Genomic DNA, 18989 nt, shown 5'->3' with positions numbered 1-18989 from the left:
GACCTGCACGAGGCCGGGCAACACTGGTTTCAGCTCAAACCTCCGGCGATGCGGGTTGGTTCTATCGGCTGCAGCTACTCAAAGAAGTCCTCGTCGAGCTCGACAATGTCGTAACTCTGCTTCACCTGGACTCCCACCCGGTACTTAATCATCAGGCCCACAAGCCGGGCACCGTCGATCAGGATGACGCGCGACGGGACTGCTTTCACATAGTCACGTGCGCCGGAGGTGAAGGCGCTGGTGGTGATGAAGACGCCGCGCGAGGCGCCGACACCGTGCAATGCGCCGACGAAGGCTTGAATGGCTTCACGGCCCACGGTATTGCCATCGGCGTACCGCTTGGCCTGCACGTAGATGCGGTCCAGGCCCAGCGCGTCCTGATCGATGACCCCGTCGACGCCGCCGTCATTGCTGCCGCCGATACGTTTTCCCCGCTGCTCAGCTCCGCCGTAGCCCATCTTGAGGAGCAGATCGACAACAGCTTGCTCGAAGAAGTCAGGGTGGCTCTCCCGGAGACGTGTGAGGAGCGCTTCGCCGACGTCAGAGTGGATGCGGTTGATCCCGGATTCGATCTGCTCGATCGGGTCAACATCCTCCACGAGAGTCTCATCGACGACGGACAGCGTCGCTCGTCGGGCATCGGACTGTGGCCAGAAGGGCGCAAACAGCATCCGTGCCGTGGAAAAGTCACTGATCCCGTCCGGGTGGCTGGAAAACCACTCCCGCCCCGCCACAGTGATGCGGTAATTGGCCCGGACCGGCCGCTCGATCCATCCGGCCTTGAGGAGATTGCTGATGGCCCAGCCCAACCTTTGCTCGGATCGAAGGCCACCGGTGTTCAGCGTCTCGGAGCGCGCTGCCGCCGAGAGTCCCGCGGAATCAATGGCGCGGCTGACGATGTCGCGACGGTGCAGAGTATCGCCGGAGGACAGCACCCGAAGCACGTGGGTCACAAAGATCGGCCAGATCGGCACCTCAGAGTCCGTCGTGGGGGAAACCGTCTCGCTCATCAGAGCTCCGCCTTGAAGGCCCGGTTCTGGAGCGAAGCGAACAGAACGTCCAATTCATCGAGCTGGCACCGGTGGTGGTCCCTGAGTCGCTGTATTGCGGAAAGCCTCCCGGCAAATAGATCTTGTTGATCTTCTGGTGGAACGATCACAAGTGTGTCGCCCAATTGCTTGATGTTCAGCGTTGGTTGGCTAACGGTCCGCAGTTCTTTCGTAAAATATCGCTTTACGCGAGTTGTCCGCAGGTACTCGGCAAGATAGACGCGGAGACTCGGGCGATCAATGGGGACGCGGGCGACAGCCCGTGCAATATTGAAGCCGACAACATCCGAATTTGCTATGGCAATCTCGCCGATCGTTCCCACGCAGCTGAGAAGGATCTCTGTCCCTTTTAGCCGTGAGCGCCTATGTTGTGCCTCGATTTCTGGGGCGATGGCCTTGAGATGTGTCATCCGCACGCCACCCATGGCTAGGTCACTAACTCGAATGAGCGGTTTGCCACCGGAGACATCTGTGCCAGGTTGGACGACTCCATAGTTGATACTGTCGCCTGGGGAGACCAGCGACCTGAGCGGCTGTCCGTCCTTTTCTGGATCCGGATCACCAAACATAGAGTGGAATAGGGACTGGGCGAGAGTTTCGAGGTGGGCGAGAGCCTGTTGTCGTTTTGCTCGGAGCTCGTCCGCCTTGCCCAGGATGGCTGCAATCCGACGCTGCTCATTCAAGGATGGAAGTGGAACGGGGAGCTCACTGAGCCTCGTGAACGGAATGGATTTCCTGCGTTCTGCGGAACCCTTCCCGAGCTGTGGGTAGATCGCCATGGCTCTCGGGCTCTTTAGGTAACGGAACAGGTAGGCGGCATCCACCATCGACTCGTTGATGGCAAAGGACGTGTACATAGGACTCACGAGCGAGTCCTCGGGAGCTGTACCAATCGAACCTTCATCAAGGTGAATTGTGGCGTAGGCAAATTCACCTTTGCGTACGAGTTTGTATCCAGAGGTATCGCGGCTAAACACCTGCTTGCTAAAGTAGTCGGCGCTTGGGACAAAGCCTCGATGCTTGGTCACCGCGTATACAGGCAAGTCACTTTCCGCACCAGCCTTCAGTGAGGTCGGTGAGGCCACCTCCCCGAGCGTCACGATTTTTGTTTCGAGTAAGGGCGCCGGTAGATCCATGACGATCATTTCAGAAGGTCCTTCAAATCCGCCAAACCCTCTGCGATTTCCGCTTCCAGAGCCGCAATGTCTGCGATGATCTCTGCCGGTTCCTTGTGGTCGATCTCATCGTGCTCAACTTCTTTGTACCTGTTGAGCGAGAGATCGTAACCATTGTCGGCGATCTCATCCTTGGGGACGAGGAAAGATCGGTCAGTGCGTGCCCGGTTTGCCTCCGTCGTGGCCCGCTCCTGCCAGCGGGCCAGAACGTCGTCGAGGTCTGATGTTTCCAGCGCGGTGCGCTTGTCGTCGAGGCTGAAGCCGTCCGAGGTCACATCGTAAAACCAGACGTTGTCGGTGCCGCCGGAGTTGGTCTTGGTGAAGAACAGGATCGCTGTGGAGACGCCCGCGTAGGGTTTGAAGACACCGGAGGGGAGTTTGACCACGCCGTCGAGCTTGTGGTTCTCGACAAGCATTTTCCGCAGCGCCTTGTGGGCCGCAGACGAGCCGAACATCACGCCGTCGGGCACAATAACCGCAGCGCGGCCGCCGGGCTTGAGCAGCCGAAGGAAGAGGGCCAGGAAGAGCAGCTCGGTCTTTTTGGTTTTGACCAAGGAGAGCAGGTCCTTGGCGACGTTCTCGTAGTCAAGGCTGCCGGCGAACGGCGGGTTGGCGAGGATAACGTCGTATTTTTCTTCCTCAGCGGCGTGCAGGTCGGCCAGGGAGTCCCGGTAGGTGATGTCGGGGTTTTCCACTCCGTGCAGGAGCATGTTCATGGAACCGATGCGCAGCATGGTGCTGTCGAAGTCGTACCCGTGGAACTGGCTGTGGTGGAAGAACCGGCTCTGCTCGGGAGTGGTCAGCAGGTTGGGGTTGTGCTGACGGAGGTATTCGCCGGCCTGGACGAGGAACCCGGCGGTACCGGCGGCAGGGTCGCAGATGGCCTCAAGCGGCTGGGGCACCGTCATTTTCACCATCAGGTCAATGATGTGGCGGGGCGTGCGGAATTGTCCGTTGGTGCCGGCGGAGGCGATCTTGCCGAGCATGTATTCGTAGAGGTCGCCCTTGGTGTCGCGCTCGTCCATGGGGATCTCATCGATGATGTCGACGACTTTTTCCAGCAGCCCGGCGTTGGGGATAGTGAAACGGGCGTCCTTCATGTGCTGGGCGTAGGAGGATTCCTCGCCGTTGGCCAGCTGGGCCAGCCCGGTGCGCAGAAAAGGGAAGATGTGCTCGGCGAAGACGGTGTACATCTCGTCGCGGGAGAAGTTCTTGAACTTGCTCCAGCGGAAGTCCTGGTACGAGCGGCCCCTATCATCCAGCCCTGAGGGAAAGACCGGATTTTCGACCGGCGTGCCGGTGCGGTTGGCCTTATTCTCCGCTCGGGTCTGGTTCTCATCTAGGCGCTTCAGGAAGAGCAGATAGGTGATCTGTTCGATCACTTCCAAGGGGTTGGAGATGCCGCCGGTCCAGAACGCGTTCCAGACCTTGTCTACCTGAGATTTGATTTCGCCTGTTATCACCGTTTGAGTTTAGACGGTATTCCACGGCCGATTCGGCAGCCTCGCGGGCATGCATGAGACGTCAGGCAGTCGTCTCAGCGCGCTGCCAGAGCACGATGTCCATCCCATCAAGTCGCTTGAGCTGGATCGCAACCCATCGTCCGGCCAGATTCAGATCTTCTAGCGGACAGCCTGATCCCAGATTGGCCCTGAGAAGGTACTTCCCGGTGATCAGGCGGCCGAGGCCCAGAACCGCAAACCCCGACTTCATTGAGGAAGCGCGGGCTTTCCAATACGGCGCCGCTTCAGGCTGTTCACGGCCACCTGAAGACGCCAAACACCGACGATCATGATGTAGCAATGCTTTCGGCTGTCTCGTGTGGCGGCGCGCTTGGAAGTGCGGCCAGCCTACGGCGGCGCCGTTCGATCAGGGTGCTTATTCGACCCTCCAAAGGCGCTAACCACTCCCGCACTGTGCCTTTGGCAAAATGCCGTGTAGTTGCGACGACGACGAGAAGGACGCCAAAAATCGCAGCTACAAAACCAAACCAGTCCGGCGCCTGGCTCATCCACGGCGGGTTGAGAAATTTCAGTATCGCTATAGCTGCCGACGGAACGAGAAGGAGAAGAAGCACCGTGTTGATAGTCCTCCTAGCCGTAGCTTCCGCGCCCGCACGAAGCACGGCATCGCGTTCTAACGACTCTTGGTTTCGTTTCAGCAGTTCGGCACTAGTGACTTCCGCTTGCCGCTGCGCCGCATCCCGTTCCGCAGTCGTCTTGTCCAATGCATCGGATTGGTCCAGCCACGTTTGCGCTGCCACGTCCGCCGAATAAGCAAGATCCTTCTGCGTTTTGTTGACCTGAACCATCTTTTGAAGCCAAGGCCGCTCTATGTCGTTCTTGATCCGTCCGAGAACCTCGACAGCCGAATCCGCTGATAGATGCTCTTCGTCGCCGAGCGTCTCTTCCATGAGGGCTGTGCGGCCGACCGTCGTAGCCCGAAGAATTACTGCGTCGTCAGCATTCACGACGCCGCGCGATTCCAATTTGGCTACCTCTTCGAGGTACTTAGCCCAAAGATGGCTATCCGGCTGCATGCCGGCGTATGCAGTGGCCAGGATTTGCTTTCGGGGCAGGTCCGCGCCCACTGTTGGGCTCCTAACCCACAGAATGGCCGCAAGCGCCCCATCTGTCATTGCAAGGGGCCACTCGTGATTCTCCTGGTCCAATTTCTCAACCGCACGTACTAGACCCTCGTTATCCGTGATTAGGACGTAGCCACACTTCTCAAACTGCCTTGGCGAGCTGCCCCGACGAAGGCGATGGATGGCCGAGAGGCTGTCCACGTCGTACTTCCTCGTCCCATCCGATCGATAGTGGATGTGACTTTGAATAAGCTCCTCCAATCGCACTTCATCGAGTCCGTACTCCTTGTACCCATCCGGTTTCGGGCGTCTCTCGATTTCGAGTTCTGCCAGAGCCATGGAAACGCGATCCCGCGCGAGGGCGATGTCGGATGGCGATGTACCCGATTCCTGAAAGTGCAGATCAATGGGACGAAGTCCCTCGCGTCTGCGTCCACCCGCTCGCACTACCCCTTCGGCACTGGCCAGTACGCCATCGAGCTCTTTCAAGGAGTGGTCGAAACAGAAAGTTGAAGCACCGAGGGCTTGGGCGAGCTTGATCATCTGAAGGGTCGCCTGTTGTTGCGCCGCACCCGAATAGCCGAGTGCATTTATGAGGACAGGGGTGTCCAGATAGATCGAAAGGCCCTTCAGGGACTTGGCAAACGTCGAAGTATCTAGCGTTACGACAGAGGCAAGTATCGCCCCCTTGACAGCATCTTCAACGTATCCGAAGCCCGTCTGATCTACGTCGGCCAAGTGCGCGATGAACTTCGAAATGACGTACTCCGATGCACGACTCCCGGACGCGCCTGCGGCCTTACGTCCCGTCAGAGACTGAGAAAGCAAGGGGACCGCGTGGTACTCGAGGTACCGGGCGAGCTCCCCCGCTGGATCAAGGCTCAGATCCTTGCTATGTTCGGCGTATTTCTCATTGATGAAGTCTGTGTATTTGGTTACGAGCTCGTTCTGCTGGCGCTCGTAGCGGGCAATAGACGCGGTGACGCCGGGCGCGGTTTTTTGACCTTTGTCCGTGCTCCGATACATCTCCCCATCTCGGCATGCGTCGCCATCGCGAACTGCGCGCTTGAGGATCTTCTCAACTACCAAATCCGGAGTGGTGAGACCGAACCGAGATCTAAGAATCTGAGCCAGGCTTGTGCAGGTTATCCCAGACTGATTCTGGCAAAGGATGTCCAGCGCAAAGCTACGAAAGTTGTCGACATAGCTTGGTGCCTGTGCATCGTAATTAGCCCTCAGGACTGCAAACCCGATGAGCGAGGACTGGCTCGCGTTCATACTTCCCCCAAATAATCGAGCCCAATAATTCACCAATGCAGCGCCCCCGCACGCATCTCCGCGCAGGGGCACTGTGGTTGGGACAAAGTCAAACACCGTCAAATCGGTGAGCTCGGCCGCTGGCGGCCTTGCTGGGCTAGAAGACGGCCTATGCCCAACCGCCAGCCAGATTCCGACCGCGCATTTCCGGTCTCCACCAGAGGCCCACGTACGCCAACAGGTCTAGTCGACTTGTAAATGATCAAGTTCGCTGGCGATCTTCAGTGGCTAGCCATTCCGCCAAATAGGACGGAGCTGCCCACCAGCCTGCGTCCTCACGACTGCCAACTAACTTGTCACCGAAGCCATGTTAATTGTCACTTGCCAACTAACTTGTCACTTGTGCCAACTATCTTGGCAACTCACAACTAGTGTTCAAACCGCCAACTAGCTTCCGACCTCACAAGAGAACTAGAAGTCCCAGTCGTCATCCTCAGTGTTGACAGCCTTGCCAATCACGTACGACGAACCTGACCCCGAGAAGAAGTCGTGGTTCTCGTCCGCGTTCGGCGAGAGGGCCGAGAGGATCGCCGGGTTCACGTCGGTGACGGAGGCCGGGAACATGGCCTCGTAGCCGAGGTTCATGAGGGCCTTGTTGGCGTTGTAGTGCAGGAACTTCTTGACGTCCTCGGCGAGGCCGACGGAGTCGTAGAGGTCGTGGGTGTACTGGACTTCGTTCTCGTACAGCTCGAAGAGCAGTTCGAAGGTGTAGTCCTTGATTTCCTGCTTGCGCTCCTCGGACAGGCCTTCGAGGCCCTTCTGGAACTTGTAGCCGATGTAGTAGCCGTGCACGGCTTCATCGCGGATGATCAGGCGGATCAGGTCGGCCGTGTTCGTCAGCTTGGCCCGTGAGGACCAGTACATCGGCAGGTAGAAGCCCGAGTAGAACAGGAAGCTCTCCAGCAGCGTCGAGGCCACCTTGCGCTTCAGGGGATCGTCGCCCTGGTAGTAGTCCATGACGATCTGGGCCTTCTTCTGAAGGTTCACATTCTCGGTGGACCAGCGGAAGGCCTCGTCGATCTCCTTGGTGGAGGCCAGCGTGGAGAAGATGGAGGAATAGCTCTTCGCGTGCACGGACTCCATGAAGGCGATGTTCGTGTAGACAGCCTCTTCATGCGGGGTGATCGCGTCCGGAATCAGTGAGACGGCCCCGACGGTGCCCTGGATGGTGTCCAGAAGGGTCAGGCCCGTGAACACGCGCATGGTGAGCTGCTGCTCGTCCGGGGTCAGCGTCGCCCACGACTGGACGTCGTTGGACAGCGGGATCTTCTCCGGCAGCCAGAAGTTGTTGACCAGGCGGTTCCAGACATCCACGTCCTTGTCGTCCTGGATGCGGTTCCAGTTAATGGCTTCAACGTGGCTAAGCAGCTTGACCTTCTCGGTCATGTCATCCCCTAAAAGTTGGGTTAGTTCTTTAGTTAAAGCGTACGACGGCGGGCGGACGCCCGCCGTCGTACTCAAGCAAAATCAACCGATATCGGTTACAGCATGCAGCTGACGCAGCCGTCCACCTCAGTCCCTTCCAGCGCGAGCTGGCGGAGACGGATGTAGTAGATGGTCTTGATGCCCTTCTTCCAGGCGTAGATCTGGGCCTTGTTGATGTCGCGCGTGGTGGCGGTGTCCTTGAAGAACAGCGTCAGGGACAGGCCCTGGTCCACGTGCTGCGTGGCCGCGGCGTAGGTGTCGATGACCTTCTCGTAGCCGATCTCGTACGCGTCCTGGTAGTACTCCAGGTTGTCGTTCGTCAGGTACGGCGCCGGGTAGTACACGCGGCCCAGCTTGCCTTCCTTGCGGATCTCGATCTTGGACGCCACCGGGTGAATCGAGGAGGTGGAATTGTTGATGTAGGAGATCGAGCCCGTCGGCGGGACGGCCTGCAGGTTCTGGTTGTAGATGCCGTGCTCCATGACGGAGGCCTTCAGCTCGCGCCAGTCATCCTGCGTCGGAATGTGGATGTTCTGGAACAGCTCCGCGACCTTGGCGGTCTGCGGGACCCATTCCCGGTCCGTGTACTTGTCGAAGAACTCACCCGAGGCGTACTTGGACTTCTCGAAGCCGCCGAAGGTCTGGCCAGTCTGGATGGCCAGCCGGTTGGAGGCGCGGACCGCGTGGAACACCACCGAGTAGAAGTAGATGTTGGTGAAGTCCAGGCCCTCTTCGGAACCATAGTGGACGCGCTCGCGGGCCAGGTAGCCGTGCAGGTTCATCTGGCCGAGGCCGATCGCGTGACTCTGGTCGTTGCCGCGGGCGATCGAAGGCACCGAGGTGATGTTGGACATGTCCGAGACGGCCGAGAGCGAGCGGATGGCCGTCTCAATGGTCAGGCCGAAGTCCGGCGAGTCCATCGTCTTGGCGATGTTCAGCGAGCCCAGGTTGCAGGAGATGTCCTTGCCGGTCTGGTCGTAGGACAGGTCATCGTGGTACGTCGTGGGCTGGGAGACCTGGAGGATCTCGGAGCACAGGTTGGACATGATGATCTTGCCGTCGATCGGGTTTTCCCGGTTTACGGTGTCCTCGAACATGATGTACGGGTAGCCGGATTCGAACTGGATCTCGGCGAGGGTCTGGAAGAACTCGCGCGCCTTGATCTTGGTCTTCTTGATCCGGGAATCGTCCACCATCTCGTAGTACTTCTCGGTGACCGAGACGTCGGAGAACGGCATGCCGTAGACCTTTTCGACGTCGTACGGCGAGAACAGGTACATGTCCTCGTCCTTCTTGGCCAGCTCGAAGGTGATGTCCGGGATGACGACGCCGAGCGAAAGGGTCTTGATACGGATCTTCTCGTCCGCATTCTCGCGCTTGGTGTCCAGGAAGCGGTAGATGTCCGGGTGGTGCGCGTGCAGGTACACCGCGCCGGCACCCTGACGGGCACCGAGCTGGTTGGCGTAGGAGAAGCTGTCCTCGAGGAGCTTCATCACGGGGATAACGCCGGAGGACTGGTTCTCGATCTGCTTGATCGGCGCGCCGACCTCGCGGATGTTGGTCAGCGCGAAGGCCACGCCGCCGCCGCGCTTGGACAGCTGCAGGGCGGAGTTGATGGAACGGCCGATCGACTCCATGTTGTCTTCGATGCGGAGCAGGAAGCAGGAGACCAGCTCGCCGCGCTGGCGCTTGCCGGCGTTGAGGAAGGTCGGGGTGGCCGGCTGGAAGCGGCCCTCGATGATCTCGTCGACCATCTGGAGTGCGAGCTGCTCGTCGCCGCGGGCCAGGTGCAGGGCCACCATGCAGACGCGGTCCTCGTAGCGCTCCAGGAAGCGTTTTCCGTCGAACGTCTTCAGTGTGTAGGAGGTGTAGAACTTGAAGGCGCCGAGGAAGGTCTCGAAGCGGAACTTCTTCTTGTACGCGCGGTTGTAGAGCTCGCGGATGAAGTTCATCGTGTACTGGTCGAGGGTCTCCCGCTCGTAGTACTCGTTCTTCACGAGGTAGTCGAGCTTTTCCTCGAGGTCGTGGAAGAACACGGTGTTGTTGTTGACGTGCTGCAGGAAGTACTGGTGCGCCGCCTCGCGGTCCGCCTCGAACTGGATCTCACCGTTCGGGCCGTAGAGGTTCAGCATGGCATTGAGCTCGTGGTAGCCCAGGCCCTGGTAGGCAGCCGGCATGGCCTGCTTCTCACCGGGAACGGTGTGCTTTTCGACGGCTACTTCTGTTCTTGCGACAGTCGTGTCCAAAATTCTTCCAATCCTTGTTGTACTCGGCTGACGTCTTCCGGCGTCCCCATGAGTTCGAATCGATATAGGTGCGGGACCTGGCATTTAGCGGCGATGATGTCGCCGGCCATGCAGTAGTTGTCCCCAAAGTTCGTGTTGCCCGCCCCGATCACGCCCCGGAGCTGCTGCCGGTTGCGCCGATCGTTCAGGAAGCGGATGATCTGCTTCGGAACGGATCCCTCTCCCCCGGTGCCGCCGTAAGTGGGAAGCACCAGCACGTAGGGTTCGGTTGCCACGAGCGCGGGTTCCCGCGAATGGAGCGGGATCCGCGCCGCGTCGACGCCGAGCTTCCTGATGAAGCGTGCGGTGTTCTCCGAGGAGGAGGAGAAGTAGATGAGGTGGCTGCCGGTGGTCCGGACGGTGTCTGAGGTCCCGGCGTCTGCCGTCACCGGCTCGGCGCCGGTAGTCGGCGTCGTGGCGGCTGTTGCCAGTGCCATGGAATCGCTCACCTCATCTGATGTGTTTCGTTCGCAGCGGTTCAGGCTACGGCGTAGGCCTGCGCCAGTTCTTCGATCTTGTCGGGGCGGAACCCGGACCAGTGGTCCTGATCGGTGACGACAACCGGGGCCTGCATGTAGCCGAGGGCCTTCAGGCGCTCAAGGGCATCCGCATCCTGCGAGATGTCGACGCTCTGGTAGGTGATGCCCTTCTTATCCAGCGCGCGGTATGTCGCGTTGCACTGAACACAGGCCGGCTTCGTGTAAACCGTTACGGTCATGGTCCCTGTCCCCTTTGTTGAAGTCTTTGGTACTGCGAAATGTGTACTGCTCAGGAGCTGTGGCTGTTGAGCTGAGTCTCTGGTGCCAGTGGTCCGGGCGGGCCTCTCCGGGACAGGAATCCTGATCCGATACTGGCCTTGCCTGGCGAGCACTGCTGCTCCGCTGGAACTGTATGTCGATACTACATGTAGTGCAAGAGCCCGATGTGGACCCCAAGATGATGTATTACAAGTATGTCATTTAATGCACCGCCAGTCCACAGGCGGGGTGCCTCAAAATGTCCGGATTTCCGCTGTTTTACCGGACGAAATCCACAGCCTGTGGAGTACCTTTGCACAATTAACTCCCCTGCGTGTCGCGCGGGAGACGGCGTGTCGCCGTCGTGGTCCCCGGGGGTCCGGAGTGCCCTTAAGCACTAGATGTGGTGTCCGGAAACACGAAGAAGGCGGACACCCAGGGGGTGCCCGCCTTCTTGGACCGTAAGGCGCCTAACTGCAACCGCTAGCTTGCCGCCTCGCCTGCTGTTCGGCGGTCCAGCACGATCTGCTGCACGTCGAGATAGCCGGTCTCGAAGCCCGCGCGGGAGTAGCAGAGGTAGAACAGCCACATGCGCTGGAAGATTTCGTCGAATCCCAGTGCCTGGACGTCGGCGGAGCGGGCCATAAAGCGCTCCTCCCAGAGCCGCAGTGTCTGGGCGTAGTGCTCCCCCATCGCGAGTCGTTCGCGGACGCGCAGTCCGGTCTGCTTCTCCGTGATGTCCTCGATGGCCCGCACGGAGGGAATGACGCCGCCCGGGAAAATGTACTTGTGCACCCAGGTGTAGCTGGAGCGGGTGGCCAGCAGCCGGTCGTGAGCGATCGTGATGGCCTGGATGGCGACCTTCCCGCCGGGGGCCAGGACCCGTTCGATCGTCTGGAAGTACGTGGCCCAGTACTCGAAGCCGACGGCCTCGATCATCTCCACGGACACCACAGCGTCGTACTCGCCCTCGACCGCGCGGTAGTCCTTGAGCTCGATCGTGACCGCGCCGGTGTAGCCGGCGTCGGCGACGCGCTTGCGGGCCAGCTCCTGCTGCTCGCTGGAGAGGGTGACGGAGTAGACGGTGGCGCCGCGCTGGGCGGCCCGGAGGGCGAGCTCGCCCCAGCCGGTGCCGATTTCCAGCACCCGGGTGCCCTGCCCGACGCCGGCCTTGTCCAGCAGGCGGTCGATCTTGGCCTGCTGCGCGGCGGCCAGGCCGTCCCAGCCGACGCCCTTAAGCGCGTCGCCGGACTCCGGGAAGATCGCGCTGGAGTAGGTCATGGTGTCGTCCAGGAAGGTGGCGAAGAGCTCGTTGGAGAGGTCATAATGCCGGGAGATGTTGGAGCGGGTGTTCTGCTCGGTGTTGCGTTCCTTCCGCGGCTGGCGCGGCAGGTAGAGGGCTCGGAATTTCTGCAGCGGCTCGGGCACCAGCGTTCCCACCCGGGCGGCAAATACTTCCATGACGGCCGTGAGATCGTCGGCGTCCCATTCTCCGGCCATGAAGGACTCCCCCAGGCCGATCAGACCTCCGTCGCCGAGCCGGGCTGCGAACGCCTCGGGACGATTCAGGGTCATGACGGGGTAGGTGTGCCCGGGCGTGGCCGCTTTGCCCAGGACGGTACCGTCCGGGTAGCGGACCTCCAGCGGCAGCCGGCGGACCGCGGCCTTGAAGATGGCCTCGGCAACCCGGCCGGCGACGGCGACCTTGAGGCCGGAGGGTACGGCCGCGATGCTGGGCCAGATGCCGGCGTCGACCATGGCTGGCGGCTGCGGGACGGTGTAGGGGGCGGCGGCCTCATCGGCCCGGCGCGCAGCGCCGGATCCGGTCGCTTCGGTCATAGTCACTGAACTGCCTCCTGGGAAGGGTGGTGTGGTCGTTTGATGAGGGGCAGCCGGCGTGCCCAAAGCTTAATTCCCTGCCAGCGGATCTGCGCCGAGACGCGCAGGGGTGCCAGCGGGACGGCGAGCGCCGAGGCGAGGATGTTCCGCACGGTGGCGTCGTGGCGTTCGCCGTCCACGCTGGCGATGAAGGGCTGCTGCCCCTCGCGCTCGAGGACGATCGAGACAGCAAGCCGTTCGCCGGGTTCCGGAAGCTTCATCCGGTACTGGCCTGTGACGTCGTTGAAGGGTGAGACGTAGAACGCCTTGGGGACGCTGGCCCGGCCGGCGTCGTCAGTTTCGAGGAGGTAGCAGTGCCGTTCGCCGTAGGTGTTGTGGACCTCGACGAGGACGCAGCGCAGCTCCCCGGCGGCGTCGTGGCACCAGAACAGGCTCAGCGGGTTAAACACGTGCCCGAACACCCGGGCGCTGGTGAGCATCGTGATTCGGCCGCCGTCGAGGTCAATCCCCCTGGTGGCCAGGAACGCCTCGACGTTGCCGCGGAACGTGCCGTCCGGGTTGCCCAGGTGGTCCGCGGCGCTGAGGCCGGCGAGCGGCCGGAGCAGTCGGGGCAGCACGGGCAGCCGGTCGACGTCGACATACCAGCTGTAACTGCGGTACGTGAACGCGTTCTTCAGCGGGGTGCGCCGCACATGCGCAATGGACGTGCGGTAGATGGCAGCGGTGGCGCTCATGCGCCCTCCGCGGGGACTGTCTGCAGGTCCGGGTCCAGGGAAACCGTAGCAAGCGCGACGCCGGCGTCGTCCCACTCGCGTCCGAGCCGCGCCGCCGCCCGGACCCCGGAGAGGGCTCCGTCCTCGTGGAAACCCCAGCCGTGGTACGCGCCGGCGAAGGCCAGCCGGTCGTCGCCGAGGGCGAGGATCCGCTGTTGGGCCCGGAGCGAGTCGGGGGTGTACTGCGGGTGCTCGTAGACCATCCGCTCGATCACGGTGTTGTCCGCGATCAGGTCGGATTCGCCCAGGCTGACGATGTAGCGCCCGCCGTCCGCGGGGGCCAGCCGCTGGAGCCGGGTCATGTCGTAGCTGACCAGGACCTTGTCCGGCCGGGCGTCACAGGAGGGCAGCCGGTAGTTCCAGGACGCTTTGGCGTTGTCGCTGGACGGGAGCACGGCGGCGTCGCGGTGAAAGACGGTGTGGTTGACCGAGTACGGCATCCCGCCGAGCGCGGCCCGCTCGGCCGGGGAGGCGTCGGTGAGCATGCCCAGTGCCTGGGCCGGGTGGGTGGCGATCACGACGGCGTCGAAGGTTTCGGTGGTCAGCGTTCCCGCGCCGGTACTGGTGGTCAGCACCACTCCGTCCGCGTGGCGGCGCACTCCGGTCACCGGGCTGCCGAGGCGGATTTCCGGCAGCGTGGCGGCAATCTTCTCCACGTAGCTGCGCGAGCCGCCGGTGACGGTGCGCCACTGCGGTGAGCCGGAGACGCCGAGCAGGCCGTGATGGCCCAGGAAGGTGAAGAGGTAGCGGGCCGGGTAGGCCAGGGCGGTGGTGGGGTCGCAGGACCAGACGGCGCTCACGATCGGGGTCATGAAGTGCGAGATGAAGTAGCTGCTGAACTTCTCCCGAGCGAGGAACTCGCCCAGGGTCGGTTCCGGCCCGGCCGTGTTCTCCCTTGAAGGGGCCGCCTCGGCGAGCAGGGCGCGGGCCTTGCGGTAGAAGCGCATCACCTCGAGCAGCATCAGCAGGTAGCGTCCGCGCAGCAAGATGGAGGGCCGGGGAAGGATGCCGCGGCCCTTGGCCCGGGCGCCGGCGTACTCCAGGCCGCAGCCGTCGCAACGGACGGACATGCTCATTTCCGAGTCCTGGGTCTCAATGCCCAGTTCGGCGAAGAGCCGCAGCAGCGTGGGGTAGGTCCGTTCGTTGTGGACGATGAAGCCGGTGTCGATCCCGAGCACGGGGCCGCCGGCCTGCGGCACGTCGTGGGTGTGGGCGTGCCCGCCGAGCCTGGAGTCGGCTTCGAACAGGGTCACGGAGTCCTGCCGGTTCAGGACGTAGGCGGCGGTCAGTCCCGCCACGCCGCTGCCAATCACGGCTACTCGCCGGCCCTCGGGAATCCCTGCTACATCTGACACTGATCTGCTCCTGGTGGCTGGTAGATCGATTGCGTCGATCGTCCGGGTGAATCGTCTTATGGGCAATTCGTCGCCGCAGGGCCGACGGATGTGTGCGACTTTCCAGCTTTTCGTTTCGAACCAATGTGCCAGAATGAAGCGGGATTGCAGTCCCGCCTCACCGGAACCTGCGAAGGGCAGCCCCTTGATTAACCCCGTCCATCTGCGGACCCTCGTCGAAGTGACCCGGCTGGGCTCCTTCGCGGCGGCCGCCACCCGGCTCGGCTACACGGCGTCGGCCGTTTCCCAGCAGATGTCCGCGCTGGAACGCGACACCGGCGTCGAGCTGTTCCAGCGCTCGGCCCGCAGCATCCAGCCCACCGAAGCGGCCCTGGTCATGACCCGGCACGCAGCCAAGGTCCTCACGGACATCGACGCCCTCATGGCGGCGGCCTCGCGCACCGGGGACACCACGCGGCAGGAGCTTCGGCTGGGCATCTTCCCCAGCCTGGCGACCTATGTGCTGCCGCGGATCCTGGCGAACCCGGTCTGGAAGAAACTCGGCATCGACCTGCGCGTCTCCGTGGCCGAGCCTGCCCAGACCATCCAGGGCCTGCGCACGGGCGGTGAACTCGACGTCGCCCTGGTCTACCAGGTGGGCCAGTCGGGCCTCGCGTGGCCGCACACCGTGAAACGGCAGTGGATCGGCGACGACGACTTCCGGGTGGTGCTGCCGGCGGCCTGGGGCATCGGCACGGGGTCGAAGGTCGCGGCGGACCACCTCTCCGACATGCCGTGGATTGTTCACCACCCCGGCACGTCCGACGCCACGGTGATCGAGCGGCTTTTCGCCAGCTGCAACCTGCACCCCCGGGTCGTGGCCTACAGCGATGACTTCCATGCGAGCCTCGAGATGGCCGCGGCCGGGCTGGGCGCGGCGCTGGTTCCCGAGTTGGCCCTGCTGCACCGCCCGGCCGGCGTGGTGGTGCTGGACGTTCCCGAGATCCGGCTGGCCCGCAACGTCTTTGCCCTGCTGATCAATGAGAAGCAGACTGCGCAGGTCCAGCTCTTCGTCGAACTGCTGGCCGACACGTTCAACTCCCCGGCCCTGAAGCAGGCGGTTCCGCGCCAGGGCTGAGGCAGCCCAGAGTCAGCGCTGAGTTCAGCGCGGGCGGAGCCGGTTGCGGGGCCCGGCGGCGTGCTTGCCCAGATCGCTGGCCAGCGCGTCGGCAAATTCCGTGCGGCGCTCGGCCACCATCCGGCGCAGGCTGCCGAGTTGCTCCCGCCGCCAGGCCAGCGGGCGGGTGGCGCCGCTGTCGTACAGTTCACGGGCGCGGGCGACGGCGGGGGCAACAGTTTGCACGCGCTTAATGTACCGGCCCCCGGGCGGCGGGCGGGTACGGTAGCGGACAAAACCTTGGGAATGCTGGAACGGAGCGGTTTTCAGGACTATGTTGAAGGTATGAACAAGGTAGCGAGCAAGCACTTCGGAGAGGTTGAGCTCAACCACGGAAGGGACCACAGTTTCACCGCCAAGCATGAACTGGCGGGCCAGACCGTGGAGCTTGACCTGAATGTCAATGCGCATGACCACTTCGATGAAGCGGCGATGCATAAAGTTGACTACCGGCTGCGCTTCCTGCCCGAGCTCGTGGACCAGGTCCGGGAAATGATCGCCGACGAACTGGAGCAGGACGGCACCAGCCCGCAGGAGTACCGGCACTTCCACTGCAACGCGATCAAGGACGAACACCTGAGGAAGGTCTTCGGCGTCGAGGACAAGAGCCAGCTCACCGACGCGGTCTTCCTCAAGGCGCTGAAGTTGGGCCATGTGGGCATCTTCCCCGGCCAGCCCGAGCGCTATTTCGTTCTGGACTTCACGCTCGGCCAGCACTTCACCGACGAGGTCCTGGTCGCGTCAGCGGACGAGGACGGCGTCGTGGACGACGAGATCCTCTGGGAATCCTGAATCGACTGCTCCCCAACGGCCCTTCTGAACCCTCAAAACGGCGGTTGCTCAGCAATCGATGAGTAAAACGTACGACGGCGGCCGGTCACCTTGAGGGGTGGCCGGCCGCCGTTGTTGGGTCAGCTCAGGGGGTGAGCTGGGCTGCCTGCTACTTGGCGGCTTCCAGCAGTTCGGCGCGGACCGTCTTCGTGGCGTGGACCAGGTTGCGCAGGGACTCTTCGGTCTCGGCGTAGCCGCGGGTCTTCAGGCCGCAGTCCGGGTTGACCCAGAGCTGGCGGGACGGGACATGCTTTACGGCGGTGCTGAGCAGTTCGGTGACTTCCTGCTCGCCCGGGACGCGCGGCGAGTGGATGTCGTAGACGCCCGGGCCCACGCCGCGGCCAAAGCCGTGGGACTCGAGGTCGTGGACGACCTCCATGCGGGAGCGGGCGGCCTCGATCGAGGTGACGTCGGCGTCGAGGCCGTCGATCGCGTCGATGATGGCGCCGAATTCGGAGTAGCACAGGTGCGTGTGGACCTGGGTGGCGTCCCCGGCGCCGGCGGTGGCGAGGCGGAAGGACTTCACGGACCAGTCCAGGTACGCGGCCTGGTCGGCCTTGCGCAGCGGCAGGAGTTCGCGCAGGGCGGGCTCGTCCACCTGGATGACCTTGATGCCGGCGGCTTCGAGGTCGGCGATCTCGTCCCGGAGGGCCAGGGCCACCTGGTTGGCGGTTTCGCCGAGCGGCTGGTCATCGCGGACGAAGGACCAGGCGAGGATCGTGACCGGGCCGGTGAGCATGCCCTTCATCGGCTTGTTGGTCAGGGACTGCGCGTACCGGGCCCATTCCACCGTGATGGGGGCGCTGCGGGTGACATCTCCCCACAGGATCGACGGGCGCGTGCAGCGGGAGCCGTAGGACTGGACCCAGCCGTGCACCGTGACGTCGAAGCCTTCGAGGTTCTCGGCGAAGTACTGGACCATGTCGTTGCGCTCGGGCTCGCCGTGGACCAGGACGTCGAAGCCGAGCTCTTCCTGCAACTCCACCACGCGCTTGATCTCTTCCTTCATGAGCTGCTCGTACTGCTCGGTGCTGAGCTCGCCCTTGTTGGCGCGGGCCCGGGCGGTGCGGATTTCGCCGGTCTGCGGGAAGGAGCCGATGGTGGTGGTGGGCAGCGGCGGCAGGTGCAGGGCCTGGGTCTGCGCGGCTTCGCGGACGCCGTAGTCGGAGCGGCTGAAGTCGGCGTCGGTGAGGGCGGCGGTGCGGTTCCGGACCTCGGCACGGCGGACGCCGTCGGCGGCGGCGCGGTCGGCGATGATGCGCGTGGCCTCATCGATGGCCGGCTGGACGGCGGCCGGGTCGGTCAGCAGGCCGGCGAGGGTGACAACCTCGGTGGCCTTCTGGTCGGCGAAGGCCAGCCAGCTGCGCAGCTGCGCGGAGAGCTGGGTCTCCTCGTCGACGTCGTGCGGGACGTGCTGGGTGGAGGTGGAGGTGCTGACCGCCAGCTTGGCGACGGACTGCTTCAGCTCCGCGATCTTCTCCGCGGAGGCGGCAAGATCGTTGCGCCAGATGTTGTGGCCGTCCACGACGCCGGCGACGAGGGTCTTGTTGCCCAGGGCGGCCAGGGCCGCTGCGGAGGGAACGGCGCCCTTGAAGACGTCCAGGTGCAGGGCGTCGATGCCGGTCGCGGCGAGCGTGCCGAGCAGGCCGTCGAGCGCACCGTACGGGGCGGAGACGAACAGTTGCGGGCGGTTGGCGGCAGCGGAGAGCACCTCGTAGGAGCGGGCGACGGCGGCCTGGATCTCGGCGGCGGGGGTGTCCTGGTCCACCACGAGGGCGGGCTCGTCGAGCTGCACCCAGCCGGCGCCGGCGGCGGCCAGCTTCTCCAGCAGGGCGGTGTAGACCGGCAGCACGTCCTCGAGGCGGGACAGCGGGCTGAAGCCGGCCGGGGCGTCGTCGGAGGCCTTGCTCAGCAGCAGGAAGGTGACGGGGCCGACGATGTACGGGCGGGTCTGAACGCCGTTGGCGAGGGCGTATTCGAACTCCTCGACGATGCGGTTGGAGGTCAGCGAGAAGCTGGTCTCCGGGCCGATCTCCGGGACGAGGTAGTGGTAGTTGGTGTCGAACCACTTGGTCATTTCCAGCGGCTGCTGGTCCTTGGTGCCGCGGGCCAGGGTGAAGTAGCCGTCGATGTCGAGCTGTCCCTCGGCGTTCAGGAGGTTGCCGAAGCGGGCGGGCACGGCGCCGAGGTGGGCGGCGGCGTCGAGCACCTGATCGTAGTACGAGAACGTGCCGGGAACGGCGGCGGCTTCGGTCAGGCCCAGGCCCTGCAGGCGCCGGGCGGTGCCGAGCTGGATCTCCTTGGCGGCGGCGTCGAGGGCGGCGGCGTCGATCTTGCCGGCCCAGTAGGCCTCCACGGCCTTCTTGAGTTCGCGGCGGCGGCCGATGCGCGGGTAGCCGAGGATCGAGGCAGCCGGGAAGGGGGTGTTCTTTGCAGTCATGGGAAAGTCCTAAGCGTTGG

At 63.2% G+C, this 18989-nt stretch carries 15 protein-coding genes; 2 read left to right on the top strand and 13 right to left on the bottom strand.

Going from position 1 to position 18989, the window contains the following annotated elements; all coding sequences use genetic code 11:
- Positions 1-74 precede the first annotated feature (74 nt).
- The 11 genes from ACZYZ5_RS04150 to ACZYZ5_RS04100 all read right to left on the bottom strand — a co-directional run bounded on the left by ACZYZ5_RS04150 (position 75) and on the right by ACZYZ5_RS04100 (position 14542).
- Positions 75-1010, bottom strand: coding sequence for a restriction endonuclease (locus ACZYZ5_RS04150; protein ID WP_463899364.1), 936 nt, complete (start codon positions 1008-1010; stop codon positions 75-77).
- Positions 1010-2194 carry a restriction endonuclease subunit S gene (locus tag ACZYZ5_RS04145; protein ID WP_463899363.1) on the bottom strand — a complete coding sequence of 395 codons (1185 nt, stop codon included), beginning with the start codon at positions 2192-2194 and terminating at the stop codon, positions 1010-1012. Before ACZYZ5_RS04145 ends, ACZYZ5_RS04150 begins: the two co-directional genes overlap by 1 nt.
- Positions 2191-3687 carry a type I restriction-modification system subunit M gene (locus tag ACZYZ5_RS04140; protein ID WP_463899362.1) on the bottom strand — a complete coding sequence of 499 codons (1497 nt, stop codon included), beginning with the start codon at positions 3685-3687 and terminating at the stop codon, positions 2191-2193. Before ACZYZ5_RS04140 ends, ACZYZ5_RS04145 begins: the two co-directional genes overlap by 4 nt.
- A gap of 326 nt (positions 3688-4013) precedes the next feature.
- Positions 4014-6089: a hypothetical protein gene (locus tag ACZYZ5_RS04135; protein ID WP_463899361.1), complete on the bottom strand. Its 2076-nt coding sequence runs from the start codon at positions 6087-6089 to the stop codon at positions 4014-4016.
- Between the two features lie 450 nt (positions 6090-6539).
- Complete coding sequence (gene nrdF, locus ACZYZ5_RS04130) at positions 6540-7514, bottom strand: class 1b ribonucleoside-diphosphate reductase subunit beta (protein ID WP_024368367.1); 975 nt, start codon at positions 7512-7514, stop codon at positions 6540-6542.
- Positions 7515-7609: 95 nt separating this feature from the next.
- Entirely contained in the window at positions 7610-9730 is a 2121-nt protein-coding gene (gene nrdE, locus ACZYZ5_RS04125; protein ID WP_463899698.1) for a class 1b ribonucleoside-diphosphate reductase subunit alpha, read from the bottom strand.
- A 38-nt stretch (positions 9731-9768) separates the two neighbouring features.
- Positions 9769-10275: a class Ib ribonucleoside-diphosphate reductase assembly flavoprotein NrdI gene (nrdI, locus tag ACZYZ5_RS04120; protein ID WP_463899359.1), complete on the bottom strand. Its 507-nt coding sequence runs from the start codon at positions 10273-10275 to the stop codon at positions 9769-9771.
- Between the two features lie 41 nt (positions 10276-10316).
- A complete protein-coding gene (gene nrdH / locus ACZYZ5_RS04115; RefSeq protein ID WP_226759717.1) occupies positions 10317-10556 on the bottom strand; it encodes a glutaredoxin-like protein NrdH in 240 nt (79 codons plus the stop codon).
- Between the two features lie 502 nt (positions 10557-11058).
- Complete coding sequence (locus ACZYZ5_RS04110) at positions 11059-12414, bottom strand: class I SAM-dependent methyltransferase (protein ID WP_463899696.1); 1356 nt, start codon at positions 12412-12414, stop codon at positions 11059-11061.
- 2 nt (positions 12415-12416) lie between these two features.
- Positions 12417-13148 carry a DUF1365 domain-containing protein gene (locus ACZYZ5_RS04105; RefSeq protein ID WP_463899358.1) on the bottom strand — a complete coding sequence of 244 codons (732 nt, stop codon included), beginning with the start codon at positions 13146-13148 and terminating at the stop codon, positions 12417-12419.
- Positions 13145-14542 (bottom strand): NAD(P)/FAD-dependent oxidoreductase, encoded by a 1398-nt coding sequence (locus ACZYZ5_RS04100; RefSeq protein ID WP_463899356.1) that lies wholly within the window; start codon positions 14540-14542, stop codon positions 13145-13147. The genes ACZYZ5_RS04105 and ACZYZ5_RS04100 overlap by 4 nt, the downstream gene beginning before the upstream one ends.
- 184 nt (positions 14543-14726) lie before the next feature.
- On the opposite strand from ACZYZ5_RS04100, the gene ACZYZ5_RS04095 reads away from it, so the two are divergent.
- Positions 14727-15659, top strand: coding sequence for a LysR family transcriptional regulator (locus ACZYZ5_RS04095; RefSeq protein ID WP_463899355.1), 933 nt, complete (start codon positions 14727-14729; stop codon positions 15657-15659).
- 24 nt (positions 15660-15683) lie between these two features.
- On the opposite strand, the gene ACZYZ5_RS04090 is transcribed toward ACZYZ5_RS04095, so the two are convergent.
- Entirely contained in the window at positions 15684-15884 is a 201-nt protein-coding gene (locus ACZYZ5_RS04090) for a hypothetical protein (RefSeq protein ID WP_463899354.1), read from the bottom strand.
- Between the two features lie 99 nt (positions 15885-15983).
- Here ACZYZ5_RS04090 and ACZYZ5_RS04085 point away from each other — a divergent pair, with 99 nt between their 5' ends.
- Entirely contained in the window at positions 15984-16490 is a 507-nt protein-coding gene (locus ACZYZ5_RS04085; protein ID WP_463899353.1) for a DUF2004 domain-containing protein, read from the top strand.
- Between the two features lie 148 nt (positions 16491-16638).
- Here ACZYZ5_RS04085 and metE read toward each other — a convergent pair whose 3' ends face one another.
- Complete coding sequence (gene metE, locus ACZYZ5_RS04080; protein WP_463899352.1) at positions 16639-18969, bottom strand: 5-methyltetrahydropteroyltriglutamate--homocysteine S-methyltransferase; 2331 nt, start codon at positions 18967-18969, stop codon at positions 16639-16641.
- Between the last annotated feature and the right edge of the window lie 20 nt (positions 18970-18989).

Source organism: Pseudarthrobacter ribosi (assembly GCF_055412865.1).
Note: the sequence above shows the minus strand (reverse complement) of the source record. Positions and strands in the feature narration are given on the sequence as shown.

Bases quoted from the DNA above. Each gene is read 5' to 3' on its own strand.
- ACZYZ5_RS04150 (WP_463899364.1), bottom strand. From the start codon at position 1,010: ATGAGCGAGACGGTTTCCCCCACGACGGACTCTGAGGTGCCGATCTGG.
- ACZYZ5_RS04145 (WP_463899363.1), bottom strand. From the start codon at position 2,194: ATGATCGTCATGGATCTACCGGCGCCCTTACTCGAAACAAAAATCGTG.
- ACZYZ5_RS04135 (WP_463899361.1), bottom strand. From the start codon at position 6,089: ATGAACGCGAGCCAGTCCTCGCTCATCGGGTTTGCAGTCCTGAGGGCT.
- nrdF (WP_024368367.1), bottom strand. From the start codon at position 7,514: ATGACCGAGAAGGTCAAGCTGCTTAGCCACGTTGAAGCCATTAACTGG.
- nrdE (WP_463899698.1), bottom strand. From the start codon at position 9,730: ATGCCGGCTGCCTACCAGGGCCTGGGCTACCACGAGCTCAATGCCATG.
- nrdI (WP_463899359.1), bottom strand. From the start codon at position 10,275: ATGGCACTGGCAACAGCCGCCACGACGCCGACTACCGGCGCCGAGCCG.
- nrdH (WP_226759717.1), bottom strand. From the start codon at position 10,556: ATGACCGTAACGGTTTACACGAAGCCGGCCTGTGTTCAGTGCAACGCG.
- ACZYZ5_RS04110 (WP_463899696.1), bottom strand. From the start codon at position 12,414: ATGACCGAAGCGACCGGATCCGGCGCTGCGCGCCGGGCCGATGAGGCC.
- ACZYZ5_RS04105 (WP_463899358.1), bottom strand. From the start codon at position 13,148: ATGAGCGCCACCGCTGCCATCTACCGCACGTCCATTGCGCATGTGCGG.
- ACZYZ5_RS04085 (WP_463899353.1), top strand. From the start codon at position 15,984: ATGAACAAGGTAGCGAGCAAGCACTTCGGAGAGGTTGAGCTCAACCAC.
- metE (WP_463899352.1), bottom strand. From the start codon at position 18,969: ATGACTGCAAAGAACACCCCCTTCCCGGCTGCCTCGATCCTCGGCTAC.